Here is a 26,538-nt window from a genome sequence, read left to right on the forward strand (position 1 = left end):
ATGAAAATAGATGATAAATACAATGGCTTTAAAAGCTTTGATGAACTTGTTTCCGAATCTAAAAATTTAAACCAAACTAATAGAACTAATTTCGCTTTTAGTCAAAACAATTTTGATGATAGAAAAGAAACATTACAAAATCGTAAACATAAAAAAACATTAAGACATCTATTTGATATAGGTTCAATTATAAGTATTCAAGCATTTAAATACGACGGAACATTATATCGTCAATATGAAGGTGCAAAAATCATTGCAAATTTAAAAGATTTTGTTGTCTTACTTTTATTAAAAAGTAAAGTTGCAGAACAACAAATTAATTGAATTGCACGAGATCCAATTCTATTTTTCTTTGCAAAAAATAAATTCTATAATGCAACAGTTACATTAAAAGAAAACAAACACAATTATATTTACGTTAATTTATCGAGCCCCTTCTATATTAACAACAATGTTATTCAATATATTGATTTTGACATTGATGTCAAAAGTTATATTGATGAAGAATTTAATGTCATTGATTGACAAGACTTTAAAGAATCAATTACAAAATATCATTATTCATTTCAGTTAATTCATAGACTATACGACGAACTTGATTATTTATTTGACCAGTTTAAAACAAAAAATGGTGTTTTTTCAACTAAATTAGTTAATAACATAGAAAAAATGTTGAAAGAGCAAGGAGACATATAAAATTCAATTTGATTAATCTAATTTAAATAAAAAACTTTATATTATAATTAGTAAATTATTTAGTATGTAAAGGAGACATAAATAGCAATGACACCAAAGGATTTTGCTGGCGTTCAATTAAAGTTAGGCCCAATCTATGTTTATTCTTTAACTATGATGTTGGGGATGCTAACTGCAATTTTGACTATTTGATATTTTTGAAAAAGAGAAAAATATCCATTTGAACAATTAGCAATTTTAATTTTCATTGCTTTGCCAACTGCACTTTTAGGTGCTAGATTAGTCTTTATTATTCAACAAGCTATTGATAAACAATGAGAGACAGTTAAACGATTTTGAGCTATCTGAGAAGGTGGGCTTTCAATCCATGGTGGAGTAATTACGGCTACTATTTGTTGTGTGGTTTATTTGATGTTTTCAAAAGGTGGAAGAAAAATCAACTTACGAAAAGCATTTACCATTATTTTACCAGCTGTTTTAATAGGTCAATCAATTGGACGGTGAGGAAACTTTGCAAACCACGAAATTTATGGTTACGAAATGACTCCTGATTCATTAGCGTTTAAGATTTTACCTGAACTTATTAGGAAACATATGTACATTGGTGGCAAGTATCATTTACCATTGTTCTTGTATGAATCTATGGCAAACTTGGTTGCTTATATTCTAATTGTTTGAGTATTAAATTACTATAATTGACTACGCCCTGGAACAACTGCTGGAATTTATGTTCTATACTATGGAATTATTCGTGAAGGTATGGAACCATTGCGTGATGGAAATAGTTATACAATTTATAAAGTAATTGCTGCGTTTTACATTGTTACTGGTGTCTTTATGATTGCATTATTCGAATTTATTTTAAAATTAGATTTTAGTGTTTATAAGATTCCTGCATTTAGAAATGATAAATTAGCAAAAGTATTTTATTTCATTATTTATGAAGAAAAAAATAAATATGTTGAACCAGTTAATATTTTAGAAGACAAAAAAGCTAAAAAAGGAAATTGATTTTTAAATTTATTTAAGTTTAAGAAGAAAAATAAGGACCAACAAGAAACCATTTCAACTAACTAGTTGGAATTTTTTATTCAAGGAGAGATATTATGAAGGAGAAAATGATTCAGGACTTTGATGTTCTAATTATTGGTGCAGGCCCTGCAGGTCTTACTGCAGCAATTTATTTAGCACGAAATAATGTGAAAGTTTTAGTAATAGAAGGAACAAACCCAGGTGGAAAATTAGCAGAACAATCAAAGATTGAAAATTATCCAGGATTTAATAGTATAAGCGGTGTTGATTTAGCATTTTCTATGTATAATCAAGCTAAATTGCAAGGTACATCCTTTGTTTTTTCAAAAGTTACTAGTTTAGAATCTGATGAAAAGAATTGAAAAATTTTGACATTGGAAAATGGCAAAATTTATTATGCTCCATTTGCAATCGTTGCAACAGGTATGCAAAATTTAGTTCCTACACAAGTTAAAAACATTGAAAAATTTAATCATAAAGGTGTTTCATATTGTGTAGTTTGCGATGGTACATTGTATAAAGACAAGCCAACTGCAATTATTGGTGGAGGAAACTCTGCTTTTGAAGAAGGTTTATATTTGTCTGCATTAGCTAGTGAAGTGCATATTTTTGTTCGTGATGGAATTATTGCTGAAAAATCAATTGTTGAAAAAGTTAGGGCTCAAAAAAATATGTTCATCCATGAAAATTCAGTGATTTTAGAAATATTAGGAACTAATAAAGTTGAAAAAATTAAAGCTAGTATTGATAACAAAATTGTTGAAATGAAAATTGATGCAGTTTTTCCATACATTGGATTTAAACCTGCAACGTCATTTATTAGCAACAAAACACTATTAGATAGTAAAGGTTTTATTGTTGTTAATAAAAATATGGAAACTAAAGAACCTAATTTATTTGCAATTGGAGATGTTATTGAAAAAACTGTTCGTCAAATCACAACAGCAACAAATGATGGAACAATTGCAGCCAAATTAATCAACCTAAAAATTTCTTAATTTTAAAAGTTTTAGTATATAATACTTATCGTAAATTGTGGAGGGGTAGCGAAGCGGCCAAACGCGGGTGGCTGTAACCCACTTCCTAACGGTTCGGGGGTTCGAATCCCTCCCCCTCCACCATTTTGCCCCATAGCCAAGTGGAAAGGCAGTGGTTTTTGGTGCCATCATCCGTTAGTTCGAATCTAACTGGGGCAGCCATTTCATAAAAATGACTTTAAAAGTGACCAAAATTGGTTGCTTTTTTTAATTTTTGTTTTCAATTAATTTACATTAATAGAAAAAAATGTTTATATAATTTAATGTTATGTATAACCATAAAGAAATAGAAAAAAAATGACAGTCATTTTGAGAAACAAATAAGACTTTCAAAACGACAAATATTCATAATAAAAAAGCATATATTCTTGATATGTTTCCATATCCATCAGGTGCTGGATTACATGTTGGGCATTTAGAAGGATATACTGCAACAGATATTATTAGTAGATACAAAAGGCTACAAGGATATGATGTTTTGCATCCAATTGGATGAGATGCTTTTGGACTTCCTGCTGAACAATATGCTTTAAAAACTGGTAACAATCCAAATGAATTTACAATCAAAAACATTGATAATTTCAGAAGACAATTAAAGTCTTTGGGTTTTTCATATGATTATGATAAAGAAATAAACACAACTGATCCAAAATACTATTACTGAACGCAATGAATTTTTAAAGAATTTTACAAGGCAGGATTAGCAAGCATTGAATCAATTGATGTTAATTGATGTGAAGGACTTGGCACTGTTTTAGCTAACGAAGAAGTTGTTGAAGTTGATGGAATTAGAGTTAGTGAACGTGGACATTTTCCTGTTGTTAAAAAGCCAATGGATCAATGAGTTTTAAAAATTACTAAGTATGCAAATGAACTTTTAGATGGTTTAAAAGAAGTAAACTGACCTAATAGTGTTGTTCAATTGCAGAAAAATTGAATTGGCAAATCTGCAGGATACAATGTTTTTTGAAAAATAAAAAATTCAACCACTACAATCACAACCTATACCACTAGATTAGATACGATTTATGGTGTTAGTGCAATCATTTTAAGTCCGGAACATCCTTTAGTTTCAAAAATAACCACTTCAACTTTTAGAAGCTTGGTTAACAAATATATTTCTCAAATGAAACTTAAAACCGATTTAGAAAGAACAAATCCTTCAAAAGAAAAAACTGGTGTTTTTACAGGTTCATATGTAACTCATCCACTAACCAAAAAAGATATTCCTATTTGAATTTCGGAATACATTCTAAAAAGTTATGGTTCAGGTGCAATCATGGCTGTTCCTGCACATGATGAAAGAGATTATAAATTTGCTAGAAAATACAATTTAGAGATTAATTCAATTATTGAAACAAATGAACCCTTACCTTATGTTGGGGATGGCAAACACATTAATAGTGATATTGCAAACAAATTGCTAAATAATGATGCTAGTGAAAAAATCTTTGAAGCTTTATCTAAATTAAGACAAGCTAGAAAATCAGTTAATTACAAACTACATGATTGAGTGTTTTCTAGACAAAGATATTGGGGTGAACCATTTCCTGTTATTTACGATGAGAACAATAATATTTATTTGGTTAAAGAACTTGTTGAACTTCCAAAAATTAATAACATCAAACCTTCAAATGATGGCAAAGGCCCTTTAGCAAATGTAAAAGAATGAACAAGATTTAAAATTGGCAAGCAATATTTCTCACATGACACAAATGTTATGCCACAATGAGCAGGGTCTAGTTGATATTATTTAGCTTATATTCTTAAAAACGATGATGGCACATATCTTCCATTAGATAGCGAAGAAGCTAAAAAGCGTTTTGAACAATGACTTCCTGTTGATTTATACATAGGTGGTCAAGAACATGCTGTATTGCATTTACTTTATGCTAGATTTTGACATAGATTTTTGTTTGATAAAGGTTTAGTTCCTACTAAAGAACCATTTATGAAATTAATTAACCAAGGTTTAATATTAGGAACTGATGGTCAAAAAATGTCTAAATCATTAGGAAATGTAATAAATCCTGATGAATATGTTGAATCGCATGGTGCTGATGCTTTAAGAACTTATGAAATGTTTATGGGTCCTTTAGTTGATAGCAAATCTTGGAATGTTGATTCTCTTGATGGGATAAGAAGATGATTAGATAGAGTTTATAATCAAATTTCTTATTTTATTCAGCCCCAAAACCAAGACCCTTTATTAGAATCTAATGAACTTGAAAGCGAAATCAATAAACTAATTGTTGATGTTGAAGAAAATTTATCACAATACAAATTCAATGTAATTATTAGTAAAATGATGGTATTTATTAATTTCTTAACTACTTTAGAAAAAATAAACACATTATCTGCACTTAAAAAATTTGTTGTAATGTTTAGTTTATTTGCTCCACATTTAGCTGAAGAATTATTATTTTTAATGCATGAAAAACCATTAGATCAACAAATATGACCTTATGCTGATAAACAAAAAATAATTGCAAAAAATCCTGTGATTGGAATTCAAGTTAATGGGAAAGTTCGTGGCGAAATTGAGATTTTACCTAACTGAAAAGAAATAGATGTTTTAAATAATGCAAAGGCTATTAATTCTGTTTCAAAATGACTTGAAGGCAAAAAAATTATTAAAGAAATTTATAAAGAAGGCAAGATTATTAGTTTTATAACTAATTAGTAACCTTCTTTTTTACTTTCACAAATGTTTCTCATTTTTAATTTGTTATTTTCTTTCAATATTAAGATTATAGTAAAGGAGGAAAATGAACAAATTTGTAAAAGTTGATGATAACAAATTAAAAACCCTGGAAGGTGGATTTGCGATTTCTTCAGTAATTGCGGCAATAACTTCACTAGTTCCAGCAGGAATTAGTTTAATTAGTTCAATTATTGGAACAGTTAAAGCAACTACTGCACCAAAAGGTGAAATCAAAACTAAAGACCAAACTTATAAATGGGACAATAGTGAAACTACAACTTATAATGTTGGCTTTAGTTATTGCATTTAAAATATAAAAAATAGGTCTTAAATTCAGGCCTATTTTTCAAAAACTTTTTCCACATATTTGGAATTAAACAAATAAAGAAGTGATGTTCAATCTAGATCAAAAGTAACAATATCGCCAACTTTATAATTAATTTTTGAATCATTTGCATTAATGATTAAATGATCAGTTGATCCGCCCAAAATTTTAAGATCTTGGTCTCTAGGATACATCGCATCAAAAGCAGTATCTAATTTTCCAATGTTTAAGATAATTCTTTTTATATCACCAATATCGTCAAAATGAGGTTTATGACCAAAAGCATCAATTCCAGCTTCACCTACAGGCATTGAACTTTTATAGTCAACCTCAATAACTTCTGCTTCACATCTAAAGCAATCACGATACATACCAGGAATTGTTTTGCGATACATATCTTCAGTCCCAAAAATCATTGCAAAACCCATTCTCAAAAAGTTTATTTCTTTAGGCATTCTATTTTCTCAAACTAAATGTAAACTTAATGAATTTCCACCAGACATATGTGTTAATTTTAGGTTATATTTGTTTTCTATATTATGTTGTAAATCAACAAATTCTTTCATAGCTCAATCTGATGGAATTCTTGCCCCATAACATCCAAAATTACAACCCAAACCAATTAATTCAACACCTTTTAATTTAATGATTTCATCAACTACTTTCATAGTTTCATTAGGTAACACGCCTTCTCTACGATCACCTAAATCAATCATCAAAACAATTTTGTGAGGTTTTAATTTATTTAAAATGCAATATTCACTAATTGTTTTAATTGTTTGAATATCACCATTTAAACTAGAATCACATTTTTTAACAACATCAGGAATTTCAGAAAGCGATGGAATTCTTAATAATTGTTTATGTCCTTTGATGTCGCTATAAACATCAAAATTTTCAAGTCTTGAATCACCAAAATATTTAATTCCAGCTTTTGCATACAATTCAGCCATTTTTTTATTTCCACAAAAACCTTTAGTAACGGCCAATACTTCAATCTTTTTTTCTTTGCAAATTTGCATTGCAACTTTTATGTTATTTAAAAATTTAGTTTCGTTAATTATTATCTTTGGATATTTCATTTCTTCACCTTATACACTTAAATTCTACTTCATATTTTGGTTTTTAAAAAGCATGTGAGAGAAATTAATAAAAAACCTATGCTTAACACATAGGCCTTTTGATTTAATAAATAATTATTTTTTTGTATTTGATTTTTCAAGAATTTTGTTAAATCTTTCAACACGTCCTCTAGCTTTAGCAGTTGAACGATTTCCTGTGTAAAATGGATGACAATTTGAGCAAATATCTACACTAATTTTTTCAGCGGTTGAGCCAAAAACATGTTCTGTGTTACATGAAGTACATACTGCCTTAACTTCACCATATTTTGGGTGTATATCTTTCTTCATAATTTTCCTTTACTACTTTACAAATTGATTTTCATATTTTAACATAAATTAATTAATATTTTTTCATTTCCAGTTAATAATTTCAGACATATCATAGCCATATTCTCTAACATATGCAGTATGTGTAGACATTTTTTGTTTTAATGTTTTTAAAAATTCATTTGCTTTATCTTGATATACTGCTTTTGCGGCATCGTAAGCAATATGGAAACGATCCATTTCTGATAAAAATCTAATATCAAAACTTGTTGTAATATCACCATTTTCACGATATCCATGAACAATTAGATTGTGATTTTTTCTTGAAAATAAAATATCTCTAATTAATCCCTCATAACCATGAAATGCAAAAACAATTGGTTTATCCTTAGTAAATACTTTATCAAATTCTTCATCACTTATGCCTCTAGGGTCTAATGAAGGTGATTTCAATCTTAATAGATCAAGTACATAAACATATCTAATTTTCAAATTAGGGAATGCATTGTGTAAATAAGAAATTGCAACTAATGATTCTAAATTAGGTTCAACTCCAGAAGCTACCATAACTAAATCAGGTTCATCATTATCTTTGACATTAGAAGCTCAATTAATTATTTTATAGCCTTTTTCAACTAATTCTTTAGCTTCATTTATATTGTAAAATTGGTCACGTGGTTGTTTTGAAGCAACAATTAAATTAATGACATTTTTTTCTGTAAACGCTTTATTCATTACTGCTAGTAAAGTATTTGTATCAGCAGGTAAATATTCTCTAATTAATTCCGGACGTTTATCAGCTAAATGACCTAAAAGGCCAGGATCTTGATGTGTATAACCATTATGATCTTGTTGAAATGAGGTCGATGTTGCAATTACATTTAATGAAGGATAAGGCTTTCTTCATTTAAGTTCACTTGCTTTTTTAAGTCATTTCATATGTTGAGTTAACATAGAATCAATAACTCTCAAAAAAGCTTCGTAACTTGCAAAAATTCCATGTCTTCCGGTTAAGACATAACCTTCTAAAAATCCTTCAACTTGATGTTCAGATAATTGTGAATCAATAACTCTACCTTCAGGAGACATCCATTCATCATATTTTGCTGAAATTGGTTCAAGTCATTGGCGATTTGTTACCTTAAAAATTGCATTCAAACGATTTGATTTGGTTTCATCAGGACCAAAAATTCTAAAATTATGTGGATTTAAAGAAATTAATGAAGCTAAATATTTACCAAGTTCAACCATATCTTGTGCCTTAATTTCGCCTGGATTTTTAATATCTAAGGCAAATTTTGTTCAATCATCTAATGCTAAAGGCTTAGGGTTAATTCCACCATTAGTAATCGGATTTTTACCCATTCTTTTAGCACCTTTTGGAGCTAATTCTAGAATATCTTTAATAGGTTTTCCACTTAAATCAAATAACTCTTGTGGTTTGTATGATTTAAGTCATTTTTCTAGTTCTTTAATATATTTTGGATCTAATGCAGAAACAGGAATAGGTACTTGATGCGCTCTAAAACTACCTTGAATAGCTTCACCATTTCAAGTTTTAGGACAAGTTCAACCTTTTGGAGTTCTTAATACAATCATTGGTCATTTAGGCATTAACGCTTCATTTGCAGGTTTTTTCCTTGCTTCTTTTTGAATTGACAAAATTTTTTCAATTGCTAAATCTAATTTTTTAGCCATTAAAGCATGCATTTTTTTAGGATTATCACCTTCAACAAAAATAGGTTCTCAACCCATACCATTAAAATATTCCCTTAATTCCTTATTAGTTTTACGGCATAAAATAGTTGGATTTGAGATTTTACCTCCATTTAAATGTAAAATAGGCAAAATTGCACCATCATTAACAGGATTTATAAAGACATTCGAAAATCATCCAGCACATAAAGGCCCAGTTTCAGCTTCGCCATCACCAATCACGGTTGCTGCAATTACATCTGGATTATCTAAAATAGCACCTAATGCATGACTTAATGAATATCCAAGTTCACCCCCTTCATGAATAGAACCTGGAGTTTCAGGAGCAGCATGAGAAGCTGACCCTCCTGGAAATGAAAAACGTTTGCAAAGTTTTTTAATTCCTTCTTCTGACATAGGAATTTCTGGATAAATTTCAGAATATGAACCATCTAAATATGAATTTGAAATCATAACTTGGCCGCCATGTCCTGGGCCTTCAATATAAAACATATTAAGGTTATATTTATTAATAACTCTATTTAAATGTACATATGCAAAATTTTGGCCAGGAATTGTTCCTCAGTGTCCTATTGGATATAACTTAATATCATCTTTTTTTAGTTTAGTTCTTAGTAATGGATTATTTCTCAAATAAATTTGTGCAACAGATAAATAATTTGCCGCTCTAAATCATTTATCCATATTTTGCAAATATGTAGGTTCGTCATATTTTTTATCGATCATTATTATCTCCTTGATTATTAAAATGAAGTTACTGTATAACTATTTTACTATATTAATTTTTAGGTTTTAATTTATTAAAAATAAAAGCAAATTTTACAAGTTATAAAACTCAATTAAATCATTAAGTCCAATCTTTTTTGTTGCAGAAACTAGAAAAATTTCAACATCATTACTTAATGACATTGCTTGATTTTTAACCTTATATTTTTGTGATTGATTTGCTTTATCAATTTTGGTAATGATAATGCTAAATTTAATGTTTAATGATTTTAGATACTCAATCATTTCAACATCTATTGGCATAAAGCCAATTTTGGCATCAATTAAGATGCAAACTTCTTTATTATTTTGACCATTTTTAAAGTAAAAGTCAATGATTCCAACAATCTTATTTTGTTGTTTTTTGTTTAGTGATGCATAACCATAACCTGGTAAATCAACAATAATTTTATTATTGTTAGTTTGAAAATAATTGATTAATTTAGTGTGGCCTGGTGTTGCTGAAGTTTTAGCAATTTTTGTCTCACTTAAAGCATTAATTAAACTTGATTTTCCAACATTAGAACGACCTCAAAAAACAAGTTCTTTACCAGCATGTTTTAGCCAACTATTTTGGTCTGCAGCAGATTTTAAATATTTTCACATTGCAGTTGAAATTATAACTAAAATTTGTGAAAACTTTAATATGAAACAGCATAGTTTTAGGCGCATTTTTATGCTAAAATTGTTCTAAAATTTCACTATTTTATTTATAAAATAAATTTTTATGTAAGTTTGTGAAAAAAAATATTTTTAGTATAAAATTACTAATGCAACTATAACTTTGAAACATAAGATTACGGGACACCAAGCTTAGTTGTTCATCTTTGTGACCGAGAACTTATGCGGAGTTAGTTCAAAAATATGGACAAGGAGAACACATTTATGAAATTAGAAATTAAAATTAAATCTTTTGACGCTTATCTAGTTGATGAAGCTGCTAAGAAAATTGTCACATTAGCAAAATCAGAAAAGGCCAAAGTATCTGGTCCTATTCCTTTACCAACTAAAAAAGAAATTATTACTATTTTAAGATCAGTTCACATTAATAAAAAATCTCGTGAACAATTCGAAAGTAGGACACACAAACGTCTAATTGTTCTACAAGCAGTTAATGCAACTCTTGTAGACAAAATGAAAAGATTAGAACTTCCAGCTGGAGTTCAAGTTAATTTGAAATCTGTTAATTAATCATTAGCAGACTTTTGTTTTTTATAGAAAGGAAAAATATGAAAGGAATCTTAGGAAGAAAAGTTGGAATGACTCAACTATTTACCTCAAATGGTAACTTAATACCGGTAACTATTGTTGAAGTTAAACCAAATGTTGTTACTAATGTTCTAACCAATGAAAAAAATGGGTATGTTGCAACCCAACTTGCATTGGAAGACAAAAAAAGATCACAAATCAAAAAACCTGAAATTAACCATTTCAAAAAAGCAAGCACAACACCTAAGCGCTTCGTAAAAGAAATCCGGAACATGTCTGGATATAAGCTTGGTGATACTATTGATGCTTCATTATTTAGTGGAGGAGAAATAGTTGATGTTACAGCTATATCTAAAGGTAAAGGATTTGCTGGGACTATTAAAAGATATAACCAACACATTGGTCCTAAATCTCATGGTGGTGGTGGTGGATCACAACCGATTAGACAAACTGGATCAATTGGTGATATTATGGGAAACCGTGTATGACCTGGAATGACAATGCCTGGACATATGGGTCATGAACAAGTAACAATTCAAAATCTTGAAATCATTAAAGTTGACATTGAAAAAAATCTTATTTTAATCAAAGGTTCAACTCCTGGTGCTAAAGGTGCATTAGTGGTTATTAGAAAAGCTAAAAAGACTTCAGTTAAGAAACAAGAAATCACACTTCTTAATCTTAAAGAAGCTTTGATCAAAAATGAACTTTTTGAACAAGCTAAAAAATACAACCTTGATTTTAATATGAAAATGACAGTTGCTGAAATGAAATCAAAAATAAAAGAAGCACAAAAAGCTGAAGAAGAAGCTAAAAATGCTGCAAATACATCAGAAGGAGATAAATAATGGCTGAAACTACTAAAAAAACTGTAGCTAAAGAAACTACAAAACCAGCAGTTAAGAAACCTACTTCAAAACTTGCAAAAACAACTTCTGATGCTAAAAAACCTGTTACTGTTAAAGTTCAAACTCCTAAAATTGCTAAAAAAGTTAGTTTTGATGTAACTTTGCCTAAATCAGTTTTTGGTTTAACTAAAGTTTATCCACAAGCAGTTTTTGACACAATATTATCAGAAAGAGCTTCAAAACGTTTTGCAACTCACAAAGTTAAAAATCGTGGCGAAGTTAGTGGAACTGGTAAAAAACCATGAGCACAAAAAGGTACTGGTAATGCCCGTGCTGGATCTATGAGATCACCTATCTTTGTTGGTGGTGGACGTGTATTTGGTCCAACAACAGCAAGAAATTACAATTTAAAAGTAAATAAAAAAGTTAGAAGAAATGCTTTACTATCAGTTCTAAGTCAATTAGCTTCTGATAAAGCAGTATTAGTTCATGAATTTGAATTAAAAGCACCTTCTACTAGAGACTTACTAATTCAACTTGCAAAGAAAAATCTTGCCGAATTAAACAATGTATTAGTTGTTACAAACGATGAAAACATTTATTTATCAGCTAGAAACTTACCAAATGTACATGTAACTAAAATTACAAGTTTATCGGTTGAAAGTTTACTTGCAGCTGATGTATTAGTATTATCTGCAGCAGATGTTAAATATTTAGAAGGGATGGTTAAATAATGAATTTCAATCAAGTTATTAAATATCCAATTCTTACAGAAAAAACTGAAAATTTAAGATCAGCTAAAAACTTATACACATTTGCAGTCGATGTTAGATCGAATAAAGTTGAAATTAGACAAGCAATTGAATTTATCTTTGATGTTAAAGTATTAGACGTTAGAGTTGTTAATTATGACAAAAAAGCCGCAAGTTTAGGTCGTTCAAAAGGATTTAAACCTGCTGTTAAAAAAGCATATGTTCAACTTGATGAAAAATCAAAGATTATTCTATACCAAGAAGAAGCAGAAGCCGCTAAGAAACAAGCTAAATTAGCTGAAAAAGAAGCTAAAAAAGCTCAATCTAGCGAAATGTCAGAAGCTGAAAAGAAAGCGGCTAAAAAAATTGCAAAAGCAGCTGAAGCAAAAACTAAAAAAGTAGAAAATAAACCAAAATCAGAAACTAAAGTAAAAGAAGTTAAAGAAACTAAAGTAGTATCTGAAAAGAAAGAAGAACCTAAAAAAGCTTCTGAACCTGCTAAAAAAACAGCAACTTCAAAAGCAAAAACAAATAGTTCTGAAACGCCTAAAAAACAAGCAGTTAAAAAACCTGCTACTAAAAAAGAAACAAAATAAAGCCGAAAAGCATTCTTAAAAGAAAACAATATTTTTAAGAAAAGGAGAAATTATGGCAATTAAAAAATTTAAAGCTTATACAAATGGTCGCCGTAATATGTCTTCTCTTGATTATCAAGCAAATTTATCAGGCCATGCACCTGAAAAATCATTGCTTGTACAACTTCCAACACATGCGGGAAGAAATAATCAAGGTAAAATCACAACTCGTCATCATGGTGGAAGATTAAAAAGGTTCTACCGGATTGTAGACTTTAAAAGAAACAAAGATGACATTGTAGCAACAGTAAAAACAATTGAATATGATCCAAATAGATCAGCAAACATTTCTCTTGTTGCTTACAAAGATGGTGAAAAAAGATATATTATTGCACCTAAAGGTATTAAAGTTGGTCAACAAATTATTTCAGGAGAACATGTTGACATTCAAATTGGAAATTCACTTCCATTAAAAAATATTCCTGAAGGTACTTATGTACACAACATTGAACTTCAACCTAAACAAGGTGGAATCATTGCTCGTTCAGCTGGTTCTTCTGCACAAATTTTAGGTAAAGACGAATCTGGAAAATATATTATCCTAAGACTTAAATCTGGTGAAGTTAGAAAAGTGTTAGGTATTTGCCGTGCTACCGTTGGCGAAGTTGGTAATGAAGAACATTCACTAGTTAATCTAGGAAAAGCCGGAAGAAATAGACTTATGGGAATTAGACCTACTGTTAGAGGTAGTGCTATGAACCCAAATGATCACCCACATGGTGGTGGTGAAGGCCACCAACCTATTGGACGTAAAAGTCCAATGACACCTTGAGGTAAAAAAGCTCTTGGTGTGAAAACTAGAAGAACCAAAAAAGCATCAAATAAACTTATTATTAGAAGAAGAAAGGATACTAAATAATGTCTCGTTCATTAAAAAAACCTCCATTTGTTGATGATCATTTAATGAAAAAAGTTATGGCAATCGTTGAAGGCAAAAACCCTAAACGTCCAATTAAAACTTGATCAAGACGTTCAACAATCTATCCTGAATTTATTGGACTTACATTCCAAGTTCATAATGGTCATGCTTTTATTGATGTATTTGTATCAAATGATATGGTAGGACACAAATTGGGTGAATTTGCACCAACACGTACCTTTAATGGCCATGGTGCAGATAAAGGAAAGAAGTAAAATCATGTCTTTAAAAGAAATTCTTACTAAATCTGCTAATGCATCTGTAAAAATGCAAAGAGTGAGCCCTAGAAAAGCTAGACTTGTTGCTGATCTAATTCGTTACAGAAAAGTTACTGATGCATTGAATATCCTACGTAATACTTACAAAAAAACTTCTTCTATCTTATTAAAATTGTTAAATTCAGCAATTGCTAATGCAACAAACAATGCTGGGCTTGATGCAACAAAATTATATATTTCAAAACTTCTAGTAAACGATGGACCAACACTAAAAAGATTCCAACCTCATGCAAGAGGAAGAGCATTCGCAATATTAAAAAGAACCTCACATTTCTATATTGAAGTAGCAGAAATTGGTTCAGTTAACGACATTATTGCTGAAGAAGCTAAAGAAATTAACAAAGCTAAAGCAACTGAAGCCAAAAAAGAAGCAAAAGCAACTTTAAAATCAACTAAAGAAGTTGCAAAAGAGCCTAAAAAGCAAGAAGCTACTACTAAAAAAGTAGTTGCTGATAAAAAAGCATCACCAAAACCTGCTGCAAAGAAACCAGCAACTACAAAAACTACATCTGTAGACAAAAAAACTGATAAACCTAAAGAAACCGCAAAAGTTTCTAAACCAGCAAATGTTAAAAAACCTGCAACAAAAAAGGTAACTAAAAAAGAAGGAGACAAATAATGGGACAAAAAGTTAATCCAAATGGTTTTCGTTATGGTATTACCAAACCTCATAATACTGTTTGATATGCTGATAAAGCTCAATTTGCAACTTCTTTATTAGAAGATCAAAAGATTTATGATTTCTTTGATAAAAAAGTTCGTGAATTTTTAATTGGAAAAGTTGAAATTCAAAGATCTCAATCAAATGATATTGTTGTTACTTTATATACAGCAAAACCTGCTGCAGTATTAGGAACAAACGGTGAAAACATTAAAACTTGAAATACTTTATTAAAGAAATTTATTAGGAACAAGAAAGCTAATATTACTATTAATGTATTAGAGTTAAAACGTCCTGATTTAAATGCAAGATTATTAGCTGAAGGAATTGCTATTAAATTAGAAAATCGTGGTAATTTCCGTTTAGCACAAAAATTTGCAATTAGAGCTGCATTAAAAGCTGGAGCTAGAGGAATTAAAACCTCAGTTGCTGGTCGTTTAAACGGTGTTGATATGGCTAGAACTGAAGGTTATACCGAAGGTGAAATGAAACTTCACACACTAAGACAAAATGTTGATTATGCAGTAACTACTGCTAAAACAACTTATGGTATCTTGGGCGTCAAAGTATGAGTTTCTCTTGGTGAAAATAATTCTAAAGAAGATTTATTAGAATCAAAAGAAGAAAAACCAAGAAGACAATTTAATAGAAAAGGCGGTGAAAAACATGCTTCAACCGAAAAGAACTAAACATAGAAAAATGTTTCGTATTCGTCATGACAAAGTTAAAGCCGCAAGAAACAATACAGTAACATTTGGTGAATTTGGAATTAAATCAACTTCATCAGCATGAATTACTGCAAGACAAATTGAAGCTGCCCGTATTGCAATTACTCGTCATATGGGTCGTGAAGGTAAAGTTATTATTAAAATTTACCCAAATATGTCAAAAACTTCTAAACCAATCGGTGTTCGGATGGGATCTGGTAAAGGTAGTCCCGAAGAATGAGTAGCAGTTGTTAAAGAAGGGACAGTAATGTTTGAAGTATTAGGAAATACTGAAGATGTTATGAAAGAAGCTTTAAGATTAGGCGGTCATAAACTTCCTGTAACATGAAAGATTGTTGCTAAGGAACAAAAACCTGCTCAAATTAAGGAAGGAGAATAATATGAAATATTCTGAATTAGTTAATAAATCAGTTAAAGAACTTGAAGAATTAGTTGCTGAATATCGTGCTGAATTATTCTCGCTTCGTTTCAAAAATGCAACTCGTCAATTAGACAAAACACACCGTATTGATATTATTAGAAAATCAATTGCTAGAGCATTAACTGCTCTAAACCAAAAAACTACTAATGAATATTTAAACGATATTAAAAAAGTTGCTGAATTAAAAGAAACTAAAAAAACATTAGTAGAAAAACCTAAAAAAGTTGAAGTTAAAGAAGAAAAACCAAAAACTTCTGAACCTAAATTAGATAAAAAAGCAACTGTGGCAAAGAAAGAAACTCCTAAAGTTGAAAGACAACAAAAAGAAACTAAAGAAGAATCTTCAAAACCTACAGTTAAAAAACAAACTACAACTAAAACAACTAAAAAAGAAGTAAAACCTGAAGCTAAAAAACAAGCAACTACTAAAAAAGGAGATAAATAATGGCTGAAGAAACAAAGAAAGTTGCTGCTAAAAAACCTGCAGCCGCTAAAAAAACTACAACTACCAAAAGACAAACAGCTAAGGTAGAAGCAAAATCTGCTAGCGCTGAAGTTAAAAAACCAGTAGTTAAAAAATCTACACCTAAAAAAGCTCCTAAGGTTGAAAAGAAAGCTTCTGTGGCTAGAGAAAATCATAGAAAAATTTTAGTTGGTACAGTTATTAGTATTAAAAATGCAAAAACTGCAACCGTTTTAGTTGAAACATATGAAAAACACCCACTTTATGCAAAAAGATTTAAAAAATCTAAAAAATTCGCTGTTCATGACGAAAATAACATTGCAAAAATTGGTGATGTTGTAAAAATTCAAGAAACTCGTCCTTTATCTAAAACCAAACATTTTAGATTAGTAGAAGTTAGATCACATGCTATTGGAGGTAATGATAATGCTTAGTGAATTTTCAAGATGCAATGTGGCTGACAACTCAGGTGCTAAAGAAGTTATGATCATCAAAAACTTCGGAGGTTCGATTGTTAGAAGTACAAACATTGGAGATGTTGTTCTAGTTACAGTTAAAAAAGCAATTCCTACTGGGATTGTTAAAGAAGGACAAGTTGTTAAAGCTGTGATTGTTAGAACTAGACGTGGCTTAGAACGTCCTGATGGTTCATACATTAGATTTGATGATAATGCTGTTGTTTTGATTAAAGAAGATGGTTCATTAAGAGGCACACGGGTATTTGGTCCCGTTGCTAGAGAACTACGTGAAAAAGGTTATTTAAAAATCATTTCACTTGCACCGGAGGTTTTATAATGTCTGCTGCTAAATTAAGAAAAAATGATATGGTTGTTGTTTTAACTGGCGAAGATAAAGGAAAAGTAGCACCTATTATTGAAATTAATTATTCAAAACAATCAGTTATTCTAAAAGGAATTAACAAAAAAACCAAGCATCACAAACCTTCTCAAGAAAATCAAGAAGGTCGAATTGAAAAGAAAGAATTTCCAATTCACATTTCAAATGTAGCTTACATGGTTAAAAAAGGAGATGCAAATAATAAAAATGCAGTATCTTCTAAAGTAGGATGAAATGTTGATAAAAAAACCGGTAAAAAACAAAGATTTTTAAGAAAAATTAAAAAGAATGTCTCAGGAGATAAATAATGGCTAAAACTAAAAAATTAGAACTTGAAAAGAAGTATTTAAAAGACGTTAAGCCTGCATTAATGAAAGAATTTAACTATTCTTCAATTATGCAAGTTCCTAGACTTGAAAAAATTGTTGTTAATATGACAGCCGGTAATGAAGTATCAAACTCAAAAGCAATTGAGGAAGTTATGGTTGAACTTGCTCAAATTGCAGGTCAAAAACCATTTCAAACAACTGCTAAAAAATCATTGGCTTCTTGAAAATTAAGAGAAGGAATGCCAATGGGTGGAAAAGTAACTTTAAGACGTGAACGAATGTGATCATTTTTAACTAAATTAATTGAAGTTGCTTTACCTCGTGTTCGTGATTTTAACGGACTTAACCCTAAAAGTTTTGATGGTCGTGGAAACTATGCTTTAGGTGTTAAAGAAGAAATTATTTTCCCAGAAATAAGTTTCGATAAAATTCGTAAATTGAAAGGGATGGACGTAATTTTAGTAACCAATGCTAAAACAAATGAAGAAGCTTTAGCATTACTAAAACATTTAGGCGTACCATTTGCAAAATAAGGAGTACTAGATGGCTAGAAAATCATTAATTGCAAAAGCAAAACGTGTACCTAAATTTAAAGTAAGAAAATATACAAGATGTGAAATTTGTGGTCGTGTGCATGCTGTATTGCGTAAATATAAAATTTGTAGAATTTGCTTCAGAGAATTAGCTCATGAAGGTAAAATTCCTGGTATGAAGAAAGCGAGCTGATAATTATGGCGATTATTATAGACCCAATTGCAGATATGTTTGTACGTATCAAAAACGCAATTGCCCGTAAATATCATGAAGTTAATGTTCCTTCTTCTCAAAAGAAAATGAAAATCTTAGAAATTTTCAAAAAAGAAGGTTACATCACTGATTTTGAAGAATTCAAAAATCCAAAAAATCATGATTTTAAAGAAATTAAAATCACTTTAAAATATAAGGGAATTAATCAAAATCAATCTGCTATTTCAGGACTTAAAAGAATTTCAAAACCAGGTCTAAAAGTTTATTCTCCAGCAACTTCATTACCTAAAGTTTTAAGTGGTTATGGAACTGTTATTGTTTCAACTTCAAAAGGTTTACTAACAGATAAAGAAGCTAGAAAGGCAAATGTTGGTGGTGAAGTACTAGCATTTATTTGATAGGTATTTATTATGTCTAGAATCGGAAAAAGAATCTTAAATGTTCCAAATGGTGTTGAACTTACAATTGAAAATTCTAATGTTACTGTTAAAGGAAAATTAGGACAATTATCATTTCAATTCTCACCATTAATTAAAATTACTTATGAAAATAATGAAGTTAAAACTGAAAGATTAAATGAAGAAAAAACTACAAAACAATTGCATGGTACAACAAACGCATTAATTCACAACATGATCATCGGTGTTTCTAAAGGTTACAAAAAAGAAATCGAAATTAAAGGGGTTGGTTATAAAGCAACTCTTATGGGAAATAAAATTGAAATTATTGCTGGATATTCACATCCTATTCAAATTGAAATTCCAGTAGGGCTTAAAGCAGAATTACCAAAACCTACAAATATTATTATTTCAGGGATTGATAAACAACTTGTTGGTGAATTTGCTGCAAATATAAGAAAAATTCGTCGTCCAAGCCCATATTCAGGAAAAGGAATTATGTACAAAGGTGAAATTATTCGTCGTAAGGAAGGGAAAACTGCTGCTAAGTAGTTTTAAAAGGAAAATTACATGGAATCAAGAAATCAAAAACGTGTTAAAAAACACCTTAAAATTACTAACAAGCTTTCAAAAGGTACAGCAAAAGTTCCTAGAGTTTGTGTCTTTAAATCATTACATCATTTTTATGCACAAGCTATTAACGACGATAAACATATTACAATTGCATCATATTCAACTCAACAACTTTCAAAACATGCAAACAATATAGAAGCTGCAAAAGCAGTTGCTAAAGGTTTTGCAAAAGCATTATCAGATGCTAAAATTAAACAAATTGTTTTTGATAGATCAGGTTATATTTACCATGGCAAAATCAAAGCTTTTTGTGAAACATTAAGAGCAGAAGGGATTAAATTCTAATGGCAGATCAAGATATTAAAAAGATTTTAAAAGATGCAGAAAAGAATGATTCTACTGCTAAAGTTAAAACTATAAACGAAGAAAAAACTGCTAATCCTACAAAAATAGTATCAGCAGAACCTAAAAAAACTCGTCCTACTAGATTACAAAATAAAGACAATAGAACACAAGAACATTCTGAACGTGACAAAAAACCATTTAGACATCAAAAAGATACGCAATCATTTAACGTTGAACAAGAATATGAAGAAAAAGTTATTGATGTAGCTAGAGTTACAACTGTTGTTAAAGGTGGAAGAAGATTTTCATTCTCAGCATATGTTGTTGTAGGAAATAAAAAAGGTAAAGTTGGCTTTGGTCATGGAAAAGCTAACGAAGTGCAAGATGCAATTAAAAAAGCAGTTAGAGATGCACAAAAAAATATTATTAATGTTCCAATTGTTAAAGGAACAATACCTCATGAAGTTTATGCTAAATTTTTAGCTTCAAAAGTGCAACTTCGCCCTGCGCCTAAAGGAGCTGGAATTATTGCATCAGGAACTGTTAGAGCTGTTGTTGAACTTGCGGGATGTACTGATATTTCAACAAAAACTTATGGTTCTAGAACTAAACAAAACATTGTTCGTGCAACTATTAATGCATTATTACAACTAAAAACAGTTGAAGAAATTGCTAAACTACGTGACATTGATGTTAAACATCTAACTAAATAAGGCAAAAGGAGAAAAACTAATGGAATTACATACATTAAAACCCACTGCTGGTTCAAGAAAAGATAAACATCGTGTTGGTAGAGGACATGCAGCCGGAAAAGGAAAACAGGCTGGTCGTGGACAAAGTGGGCAAACAAAAAGAAGTACAGTTCGTTTAGGCTTTGAAGGTGGACAAAACCCATTATTCAGAAGAATTCCTAAACGTGGATTTAATAATGTTAATCATGTTGAATACCAAATTGTTAATTTAGATGATTTAGAAAAAACATTTAAAGCTAACTCAGTAGTTTCTTATGAAACATTATTTGAACATGGTCTTGTTAAAAGATCTATGCCTGTTAAAATTTTAGGTAGAGGTCAATTAACGAAAAAACTAACTGTTAAAATTCCAGCACTTTCAGAAACAGCTAGATTAGCAATTGAAAAAGCTGGGGGCAAAATTGAGGTTGAATAATGGCTAAAAAGAATAAGAAAGACCTTAATAAAGAAAATGCTCTTCTTAATGAAAACGATGCATTGCAAAAAGATTTGAATTCTGAAACTAATTCAGAATCTTTAAATGTGCAAAATGTAAAACAAGAAGAGCAAATTGAAGAATTTGATGCTAAAAAAACTGAGAGAAAACTTTCAATCAACAAGTTTTTTAATGAAAAGACAAAAGCTTGGCAAGATTGATGAGCAAACCACTCACTTTTCAAAAAAATTCTTTTTACTTTATTAATTCTTACATTATTTATAGCCGCTGGAACAATTACTATTCCAGGTGTTAACCTTGTAAACAAAAATCAAATATCACAACAAAGTGATTTTGTTGCGATCTTAAATTTAGTTGGTGGTGGAGGCCTTAGAAACTTTTCTATTGTGGCCTTAGGAATTTCTCCATTTATTTCTGCAAGTTTAGTTATGATGATTTTGCAGACTAAAGCATTCCCAGCTATTCATAGGTTAAGTCAATCAGGACCGCAAGGCCGGATTAAGATTAACTTTATAACATACTTTCTAACAATTATTTTTTCAATTTTTCAAGCATTTTTAATTACCAAAGCATTAGTAAACCCAAAAAGTGGTGGCTTTGGAATTACATTTGCTAGTTCTGTTACTAAAGCATTTGGTGCAAATGGTAATGTGGTTTATGGATATTTCATCCTACCAGTAATTTTGATTGCAGGTTCATTCTTTGCATTGTTCTTATCAGAACAAATTACTAATAAAGGTGTTGGAAATGGGACAAGCTTATTAATTTTTATTGGGATTGCAAATTCATTAATTCCAACATTTAGATCTGCTTTTTCATTTTTAGTACCTTCCGCTGCAAAACATGCAATCTTAGTTAAACAATTAATTAACTTTATAATTTATTTATTAGGTTATATGCTAACAATTTTAATTGTTATTATCTTTACAATTGCTGAAAGAAGAGTTCCAATTCAACAAGTTGGTGCTGGTCTTTCTAAATCAGAAAAAGAATTAAGTTTCTTACCTATTAAAGCTAACCCTGCAGGGATAATGAGTATCATTTTTGCACTAATGATTTTATCAGTACCAACAATGATTGCTAATTTAACAGATCAAGGTAGCAAATATTATTATTGAGTTTATGCTAATTTTCAATTAACTAAACCACTTGCATTCTTCTTATTTATTCTAATTACCTTTGGACTTACCATTTTAATGGGAATTCAACAATCTAGAATTGATAAGATAAGTGAAGACTTTGCAAAATCTTCTACATTTATTCCGGGAATTAGACCTGGCGATCAAACAGAAGATTATTTATTAAATATTGTGTTAAGATTATCATTTTTCTCATCATTTTATTTAATAATCTTAGGTGCTATGCAATATGTTCAACAAATGTTTGGTATGCCTGCAAATATTGCATTTGGTGGTACTACTATTATGATTTTAGTATCGACTGCATATGAAACTATCGAACAAATTAAAGCAAGATACAAATCACAAGAACTTGCAAGAAAAAGAAGAAACATTAGAGAACTTAAAGAAGTTTATGGCGAAGAAGAAGAGGATTTAATATGATAGATTCATATAAGCACATCAAACCAAATTTGTTGTTTTTAGGAGCACCAGGTGCTGGAAAAGGCTCGGTTGCAACAAAATTGGTTGAAAAATATGGATATTATCAACTTTCTACTGGTGATATGTTTCGCCAAGAAATTAAAAACAAAACTGACCTTGGCCTTAAGATTCAATCAATTTTAGATGCTGGCAATTATGTTAGTGATGATATTACTAATGAACTTGTTAAGAAAACGTTAATTAATTTGCATACACAACATAAACCATTTATTTTAGATGGATATCCTAGAACTTTAGATCAAGCAAAATTTCTAAAATCATTAGAATCATTAGACATCAAAATCGATTATGTTGTTTTACTAGAAATTACTGACGAACAAGTCATTAAAAGACTTGAAAAAAGAAGAATTTGTCCTAAATGCAAAACAATTTATCATATGCAATTTAATCCTCCAAAAGATTTAATTCATTGTGATAACATTTCACATGAATTAACAGAAGTTATTAAAAGACCTGATGATGATTCAGAAGTTATTAAAAAACGTTTGAATATTTATAATACACAAACAGCACCTCTAATTAAATATTATGAGAAAAATGCTAGGGTCGTGAAAATTAATAGTTATCAAGCATTTGATAAGGTTCTATCACAAACTATAAAAGCAATTGGAGAGTTAAATGATAATTATTAAAACTGATCAAGAAATTGAAAAAATTAAAAAAGCATGTGTCATCTTGGCAGAAGTTAAAACAATTGTTTATGATTTCATAAGTCCAGGAGTTTCTTTAAAAGAAATTGATAGCGTTGCTTTTAAAGAAATTAAAAAACGCGGTGGAAAACCAGCCTTTCTAGGTCAATATGGTTTTCCTAATACTTGTTGTATCTCAGTAAATGAACAACTAATTCATGGTATTCCATCAAACTATATTGTTAAAGATGGTGATATTGTGAAAGTTGATTTAGGTGCGATTTGAGAAGGATATTATTCTGATTCTGCATTTACCAAGGGAATTGGAAATATTACAGAACAAGATAAGAAATTAATTTCAACCGCAAAAAACGCTTTCTATGCAGGTTTCAATGCAATTAAAGTTGGTAAACGGATTGGTGATATTTCATATGCTATTGGTTCTTATATTAAATCACAAGGCTTTTATACCCCAGATGAATATACAGGGCATGGCATTGGAAGATCATTACATGAAGATCCATATGTTTATAATGATGGTATTCCTAACGCAGGGCCTTTAATTAGAAACAATATGGTTATTTGTATTGAACCTATGATTTTACAAAAATCAAAAAATGTAAAAGTTGCTGATGATGACTGAACTGTGATAGACCCATTAGGATATAACACAGCACATTATGAGCAAACTGTGCTTATTAAAGATAATAAAGCATACATTTTATCGGGAGATAATATTTAAATGGCAAAAGACGCAATTAAAATGTCTGGAAAAATAACAAAAGTTTTCTCTACTAAAGATTATGAAGTGCTTTTAGATAATGGAATTTCTATTAAAGCATTTACCTCAGGAAAAATGACATTACATAATATTAAAATGATTCCTGGCGATATAGTAGATGTCGAACTAAGTCCTTATGATATGACAAAAGGACGCATTGTTTATAGACAAAAATAAGGAGAAAATATGAAAGTTAGAGCTTCAATTAAGCGTATTTGCAAAGATTGCAAATTAATTAAAAGACATGGCATCAATCGAATTATTTGTATTAACCCAAAACACAAACAAAGACAAGGATAAAAAATGGCTAGAGTTTTAAACATTGAAATTCCCAACAATAAAAGAGTAGTTATTTCATTAACTTACATTTATGGAATTGGTAGAACATTAGCTGCAAAAATTTGTGCTGATGCTAAAATTTCTGAAGATAAAAGAGTTAAAGATCTAACAGATGACGAATTAACTCGTATTCGTGAAGAAGCTAAAAAATACACCACCGAAGGTGATTTAAGACGTGAAGTTAACCTAAATATTAAAAGATTAATGGAAATTAAATCATATCGTGGTATTAGACATCGTAAAGGCTTACCTGTACGTGGTCAATGTACTCAAAAAAATGCAAGAACAAGAAAAGGTCCTAGAAAGACAATCGCTGGTAAGAAGGGAACAACTAAATAATGGCTAAAAAAGTTAAAAAGACAATTACTCAAGGTATTGCTCACATTTATTCAACTTACCAAAATACAATTGTTTCATTCTCAGATTTAAAAGGTAATGTTTTTGCATGAAGCTCATCAGGAGCTATTGGTTATAAAGGAACCAAGAAAAAAACTCCTTATGCTGCTGGCTTAGCTGCAGCTGCTGCTTTAGAAAAAGCAAAAGAATTTGGACTTAAAGAAGTTTCAATTTTAGTTAAAGGGATAGGCCCTGGAAAATCAACTGCACGTAAACAAATTGAAACTAGTGGACTTGTAATTAAAGAAGTAAAAGACGTAACTCCAACTCCTCACAATGGTACTCGTCCTCCTAAAAAGATTCTTAACAGAGAATAACATAACATCATTAAATTAAGGAAATTATTAAATATGGAAAAATTTCAAAAAATTACATATAAAGAATTATTAGCTGAAAAAATTAATGATTTTGAAACAACATTTGTCATTGAACCTTTAATGAGAGGTTATGGAAATACTTTAGGAACAGTTATTAGAAGAACATTACTATCTTCAATTACATCAGTAGCTCCATTTGCAATTAAAATCAACAATGTTGAACATGAATTTGAAATCATTAGTGGTATTAGAGAAGATGTTATCAACATCATTGCAAATATAAGAGCAATTCATTTTACTTACAATCCAGAATTATTTGGTAAAGATAATTTAGCAAAAATTTCATTTAAATCAACTAAAGAAGGCGAAATTTTAGCTTCTGATATTGCTGATACTAATGGACTTGAAATTGTAAATAAAGATCAATATATTTGTACTATCGCTAAAGGTGGATCATTAGAATTTGATTTATTTCTAAGAACTGGTCGTGGATATATTGATTTTGAAGAAAATAAATCTGTAATCCAAGAATATGGTCCAAAACTTGCTTCAAAAATTAAAAATGGTAAGTTTTTAGCAATTGATAGTGACTTTTCACCAGTCACAAACTGTGCAATTCATATTGAAGAATTAAATACAGGTTCAACAATTGAACATGAACGTTTAAAGATTACATTAAAAACAAATGGCACAATTTATGCTAAAGATGCAATGGAACAGGCAGCAAAAATTATTATTGCTCATTTCCAAATTATAGGAAACATTGATGCCTTGCAAACCATTGATTTATTTGAAGAAATAACCAATAAGAAAGAAAATGTTACTTTAAATGAAATTTCAATTGACAAATTGAATTTAACAATTAGAAGTTTAAATGCATTGCGTAGAGCAAATTACAATACCATTGATGAACTTTCTAAATTAACAGAAGAAGAACTTTCAAACATTAAAAACTTAGGTAAGAAATCTGTTGAAGATATTATTGAAAAATTAGCTGTTTGAAAAGAAAAGAAAGCTGCCAGTGAAGAAGTAAGTTCTGAAGCTAATAATGATAATGACGAAGGAGATAAATAATGGCTAATCCAAAACAATTATTTAGAAGAAACTCTGAATGATGAAATCATGTTGAGAGATCTTTAGTTACTGATGTTATTATTCATTCTGAAATTACAACTACATTAGAACGTGCAAAAAGAATTAAATCAAAAATTGACAAAATGATTGCATTAGGAAAAATCAATACCTTGTCATCAAGACGTCAAGCAATCAAATACTTAATTAATAAACCTTCAAAAGATCCTAAAAAAGATGCAGTACAATATCTATTTTCAGTTGTTGCACCTAAATATAAAGACCGTAATGGTGGATATACAAGAATAATTAAAGTTGCAAACCGTAAAGGCGATAATGCAAAGATGGCAATTATTCAATTAGTTTAATATTTATTAATAAACTTA

General features: G+C 29.9%; 37 protein-coding genes, 2 tRNA genes and 1 pseudogene. 36 read left to right on the forward strand and 4 right to left on the reverse strand.

Going from position 1 to position 26,538, the window contains the following annotated elements:
- The 7 genes from EXC60_RS05855 (at position 1) to EXC60_RS00035 (ending at position 5,779) form a co-directional block, all read left to right on the forward strand.
- Positions 1-696 carry a DUF402 domain-containing protein gene (locus EXC60_RS05855; protein WP_084522400.1) on the forward strand — a complete coding sequence of 232 codons (696 nt, stop codon included), beginning with the start codon at positions 1-3 and terminating at the stop codon, positions 694-696.
- Between the two features lie 87 nt (positions 697-783).
- Positions 784-1,773, forward strand: a complete 990-nt coding sequence (gene lgt / locus EXC60_RS05860) for a prolipoprotein diacylglyceryl transferase (RefSeq protein ID WP_024543925.1) — start codon at positions 784-786, stop codon at positions 1,771-1,773.
- A 29-nt stretch (positions 1,774-1,802) separates the two neighbouring features.
- Positions 1,803-2,726: an NAD(P)/FAD-dependent oxidoreductase gene (locus EXC60_RS00015; protein ID WP_029670548.1), complete on the forward strand. Its 924-nt coding sequence runs from the start codon at positions 1,803-1,805 to the stop codon at positions 2,724-2,726.
- A gap of 39 nt (positions 2,727-2,765) precedes the next feature.
- Positions 2,766-2,849, forward strand: a tRNA-Tyr gene (locus EXC60_RS00020).
- Between the two features lie 3 nt (positions 2,850-2,852).
- Positions 2,853-2,927, forward strand: a tRNA-Gln gene (locus tag EXC60_RS00025).
- Between the two features lie 106 nt (positions 2,928-3,033).
- Complete coding sequence (leuS, locus tag EXC60_RS00030; protein WP_024543927.1) at positions 3,034-5,448, forward strand: leucine--tRNA ligase; 2,415 nt, start codon at positions 3,034-3,036, stop codon at positions 5,446-5,448.
- 85 nt (positions 5,449-5,533) lie between these two features.
- Positions 5,534-5,779, forward strand: a complete 246-nt coding sequence (locus tag EXC60_RS00035) for a hypothetical protein (protein WP_024543928.1) — start codon at positions 5,534-5,536, stop codon at positions 5,777-5,779.
- Between the two features lie 29 nt (positions 5,780-5,808).
- Here EXC60_RS00035 and EXC60_RS00040 read toward each other — a convergent pair whose 3' ends face one another.
- The 4 genes from EXC60_RS00040 to yihA form a co-directional block, all read right to left on the reverse strand.
- Complete coding sequence (locus EXC60_RS00040; RefSeq protein ID WP_024543929.1) at positions 5,809-6,876, reverse strand: alanine/ornithine racemase family PLP-dependent enzyme; 1,068 nt, start codon at positions 6,874-6,876, stop codon at positions 5,809-5,811.
- A gap of 114 nt (positions 6,877-6,990) precedes the next feature.
- On the reverse strand, positions 6,991-7,206 hold the full coding sequence (rpmE, locus tag EXC60_RS00045; protein WP_024543930.1) for a 50S ribosomal protein L31: 216 nt from the start codon (positions 7,204-7,206) through the stop codon (positions 6,991-6,993).
- 48 nt (positions 7,207-7,254) lie between these two features.
- Positions 7,255-9,627 (reverse strand): phosphoketolase family protein, encoded by a 2,373-nt coding sequence (locus EXC60_RS00050; protein WP_024543931.1) that lies wholly within the window; start codon positions 9,625-9,627, stop codon positions 7,255-7,257.
- Between the two features lie 93 nt (positions 9,628-9,720).
- A complete protein-coding gene (yihA, locus tag EXC60_RS00055) occupies positions 9,721-10,272 on the reverse strand; it encodes a ribosome biogenesis GTP-binding protein YihA/YsxC (protein ID WP_024543932.1) in 552 nt (183 codons plus the stop codon).
- Positions 10,273-10,551: 279 nt separating this feature from the next.
- Between yihA and rpsJ the strand changes: the two genes are divergently transcribed.
- The 29 genes and pseudogenes from rpsJ (at position 10,552) to rplQ (ending at position 26,520) form a co-directional block, all read left to right on the forward strand.
- Complete coding sequence (gene rpsJ, locus EXC60_RS00060; protein WP_024543933.1) at positions 10,552-10,857, forward strand: 30S ribosomal protein S10; 306 nt, start codon at positions 10,552-10,554, stop codon at positions 10,855-10,857.
- A gap of 38 nt (positions 10,858-10,895) precedes the next feature.
- Positions 10,896-11,723, forward strand: coding sequence for a 50S ribosomal protein L3 (rplC, locus tag EXC60_RS00065; protein ID WP_024543934.1), 828 nt, complete (start codon positions 10,896-10,898; stop codon positions 11,721-11,723).
- The gene (gene rplD / locus EXC60_RS05865) at positions 11,723-12,457 is read left to right on the forward strand and encodes a 50S ribosomal protein L4 (RefSeq protein ID WP_029670549.1); all 735 of its coding nucleotides are present in this window, start codon (positions 11,723-11,725) and stop codon (positions 12,455-12,457) included. The genes rplC and rplD overlap by 1 nt, the downstream gene beginning before the upstream one ends.
- A complete protein-coding gene (gene rplW / locus EXC60_RS00075; protein ID WP_024543935.1) occupies positions 12,457-13,071 on the forward strand; it encodes a 50S ribosomal protein L23 in 615 nt (204 codons plus the stop codon). The genes rplD and rplW overlap by 1 nt, the downstream gene beginning before the upstream one ends.
- Positions 13,072-13,123: 52 nt before the next feature.
- Entirely contained in the window at positions 13,124-13,969 is an 846-nt protein-coding gene (gene rplB / locus EXC60_RS00080; protein ID WP_024543936.1) for a 50S ribosomal protein L2, read from the forward strand.
- Entirely contained in the window at positions 13,969-14,244 is a 276-nt protein-coding gene (rpsS, locus tag EXC60_RS00085) for a 30S ribosomal protein S19 (RefSeq protein ID WP_024543937.1), read from the forward strand. The genes rplB and rpsS overlap by 1 nt, the downstream gene beginning before the upstream one ends.
- Before the next feature lie 4 nt (positions 14,245-14,248).
- Positions 14,249-14,620 (forward strand): annotated as a pseudogene (gene rplV, locus EXC60_RS03270) (50S ribosomal protein L22); the annotation flags it as partial.
- Between the two features lie 305 nt (positions 14,621-14,925).
- On the forward strand, positions 14,926-15,657 hold the full coding sequence (gene rpsC / locus EXC60_RS00095) for a 30S ribosomal protein S3 (RefSeq protein WP_024543939.1): 732 nt from the start codon (positions 14,926-14,928) through the stop codon (positions 15,655-15,657).
- Complete coding sequence (gene rplP, locus EXC60_RS00100) at positions 15,635-16,075, forward strand: 50S ribosomal protein L16 (RefSeq protein WP_024543940.1); 441 nt, start codon at positions 15,635-15,637, stop codon at positions 16,073-16,075. Before rpsC ends, rplP begins: the two co-directional genes overlap by 23 nt.
- Position 16,076: 1 nt before the next feature.
- Positions 16,077-16,562: a 50S ribosomal protein L29 gene (gene rpmC, locus EXC60_RS00105; protein WP_024543941.1), complete on the forward strand. Its 486-nt coding sequence runs from the start codon at positions 16,077-16,079 to the stop codon at positions 16,560-16,562.
- Between the two features lie 176 nt (positions 16,563-16,738).
- The gene (gene rpsQ / locus EXC60_RS00110; protein WP_024543942.1) at positions 16,739-17,014 is read left to right on the forward strand and encodes a 30S ribosomal protein S17; all 276 of its coding nucleotides are present in this window, start codon (positions 16,739-16,741) and stop codon (positions 17,012-17,014) included.
- A complete protein-coding gene (gene rplN, locus EXC60_RS00115; protein ID WP_024543943.1) occupies positions 17,007-17,375 on the forward strand; it encodes a 50S ribosomal protein L14 in 369 nt (122 codons plus the stop codon). The genes rpsQ and rplN overlap by 8 nt, the downstream gene beginning before the upstream one ends.
- Entirely contained in the window at positions 17,375-17,725 is a 351-nt protein-coding gene (gene rplX, locus EXC60_RS00120) for a 50S ribosomal protein L24 (RefSeq protein WP_024543944.1), read from the forward strand. The genes rplN and rplX overlap by 1 nt, the downstream gene beginning before the upstream one ends.
- Positions 17,725-18,279, forward strand: a complete 555-nt coding sequence (gene rplE / locus EXC60_RS00125) for a 50S ribosomal protein L5 (protein WP_029670553.1) — start codon at positions 17,725-17,727, stop codon at positions 18,277-18,279. The genes rplX and rplE overlap by 1 nt, the downstream gene beginning before the upstream one ends.
- Positions 18,280-18,289: 10 nt before the next feature.
- Positions 18,290-18,475, forward strand: a complete 186-nt coding sequence (locus EXC60_RS00130) for a type Z 30S ribosomal protein S14 (protein WP_024543946.1) — start codon at positions 18,290-18,292, stop codon at positions 18,473-18,475.
- Between the two features lie 2 nt (positions 18,476-18,477).
- Positions 18,478-18,894, forward strand: a complete 417-nt coding sequence (gene rpsH / locus EXC60_RS00135; protein WP_029670554.1) for a 30S ribosomal protein S8 — start codon at positions 18,478-18,480, stop codon at positions 18,892-18,894.
- A 9-nt stretch (positions 18,895-18,903) separates the two neighbouring features.
- Entirely contained in the window at positions 18,904-19,443 is a 540-nt protein-coding gene (gene rplF, locus EXC60_RS00140) for a 50S ribosomal protein L6 (protein ID WP_024543948.1), read from the forward strand.
- 18 nt (positions 19,444-19,461) lie between these two features.
- A complete protein-coding gene (gene rplR / locus EXC60_RS00145) occupies positions 19,462-19,809 on the forward strand; it encodes a 50S ribosomal protein L18 (RefSeq protein WP_024543949.1) in 348 nt (115 codons plus the stop codon).
- Positions 19,809-20,522, forward strand: coding sequence for a 30S ribosomal protein S5 (gene rpsE / locus EXC60_RS03360; RefSeq protein WP_084522401.1), 714 nt, complete (start codon positions 19,809-19,811; stop codon positions 20,520-20,522). Before rplR ends, rpsE begins: the two co-directional genes overlap by 1 nt.
- A 19-nt stretch (positions 20,523-20,541) precedes the next feature.
- Entirely contained in the window at positions 20,542-20,976 is a 435-nt protein-coding gene (gene rplO / locus EXC60_RS00155; protein WP_024543951.1) for a 50S ribosomal protein L15, read from the forward strand.
- A complete protein-coding gene (gene secY / locus EXC60_RS00160; RefSeq protein ID WP_024543952.1) occupies positions 20,976-22,562 on the forward strand; it encodes a preprotein translocase subunit SecY in 1,587 nt (528 codons plus the stop codon). Before rplO ends, secY begins: the two co-directional genes overlap by 1 nt.
- Entirely contained in the window at positions 22,556-23,251 is a 696-nt protein-coding gene (locus tag EXC60_RS00165) for an adenylate kinase (protein WP_029670556.1), read from the forward strand. Before secY ends, EXC60_RS00165 begins: the two co-directional genes overlap by 7 nt.
- Positions 23,238-23,990, forward strand: coding sequence for a type I methionyl aminopeptidase (gene map / locus EXC60_RS00170; RefSeq protein ID WP_024543954.1), 753 nt, complete (start codon positions 23,238-23,240; stop codon positions 23,988-23,990). The genes EXC60_RS00165 and map overlap by 14 nt, the downstream gene beginning before the upstream one ends.
- A complete protein-coding gene (gene infA / locus EXC60_RS00175) occupies positions 23,991-24,206 on the forward strand; it encodes a translation initiation factor IF-1 (protein WP_024543955.1) in 216 nt (71 codons plus the stop codon).
- A gap of 9 nt (positions 24,207-24,215) precedes the next feature.
- Entirely contained in the window at positions 24,216-24,329 is a 114-nt protein-coding gene (gene rpmJ, locus EXC60_RS00180; RefSeq protein ID WP_024543956.1) for a 50S ribosomal protein L36, read from the forward strand.
- Positions 24,330-24,332: 3 nt separating this feature from the next.
- On the forward strand, positions 24,333-24,707 hold the full coding sequence (rpsM, locus tag EXC60_RS00185; protein ID WP_024543957.1) for a 30S ribosomal protein S13: 375 nt from the start codon (positions 24,333-24,335) through the stop codon (positions 24,705-24,707).
- The gene (gene rpsK / locus EXC60_RS00190; RefSeq protein WP_024543958.1) at positions 24,707-25,081 is read left to right on the forward strand and encodes a 30S ribosomal protein S11; all 375 of its coding nucleotides are present in this window, start codon (positions 24,707-24,709) and stop codon (positions 25,079-25,081) included. Before rpsM ends, rpsK begins: the two co-directional genes overlap by 1 nt.
- Positions 25,082-25,114: 33 nt before the next feature.
- Complete coding sequence (locus EXC60_RS00195) at positions 25,115-26,155, forward strand: DNA-directed RNA polymerase subunit alpha (RefSeq protein ID WP_024543959.1); 1,041 nt, start codon at positions 25,115-25,117, stop codon at positions 26,153-26,155.
- The gene (gene rplQ, locus EXC60_RS00200; RefSeq protein WP_024543960.1) at positions 26,155-26,520 is read left to right on the forward strand and encodes a 50S ribosomal protein L17; all 366 of its coding nucleotides are present in this window, start codon (positions 26,155-26,157) and stop codon (positions 26,518-26,520) included. The genes EXC60_RS00195 and rplQ overlap by 1 nt, the downstream gene beginning before the upstream one ends.
- The last annotated feature ends 18 nt before the right edge of the window (positions 26,521-26,538 follow it).

Source organism: Metamycoplasma salivarium (assembly GCF_900660445.2).
GTDB lineage: Bacteria > Bacillota_I > Bacilli_A > Mycoplasmatales > Metamycoplasmataceae > Metamycoplasma > Metamycoplasma salivarium.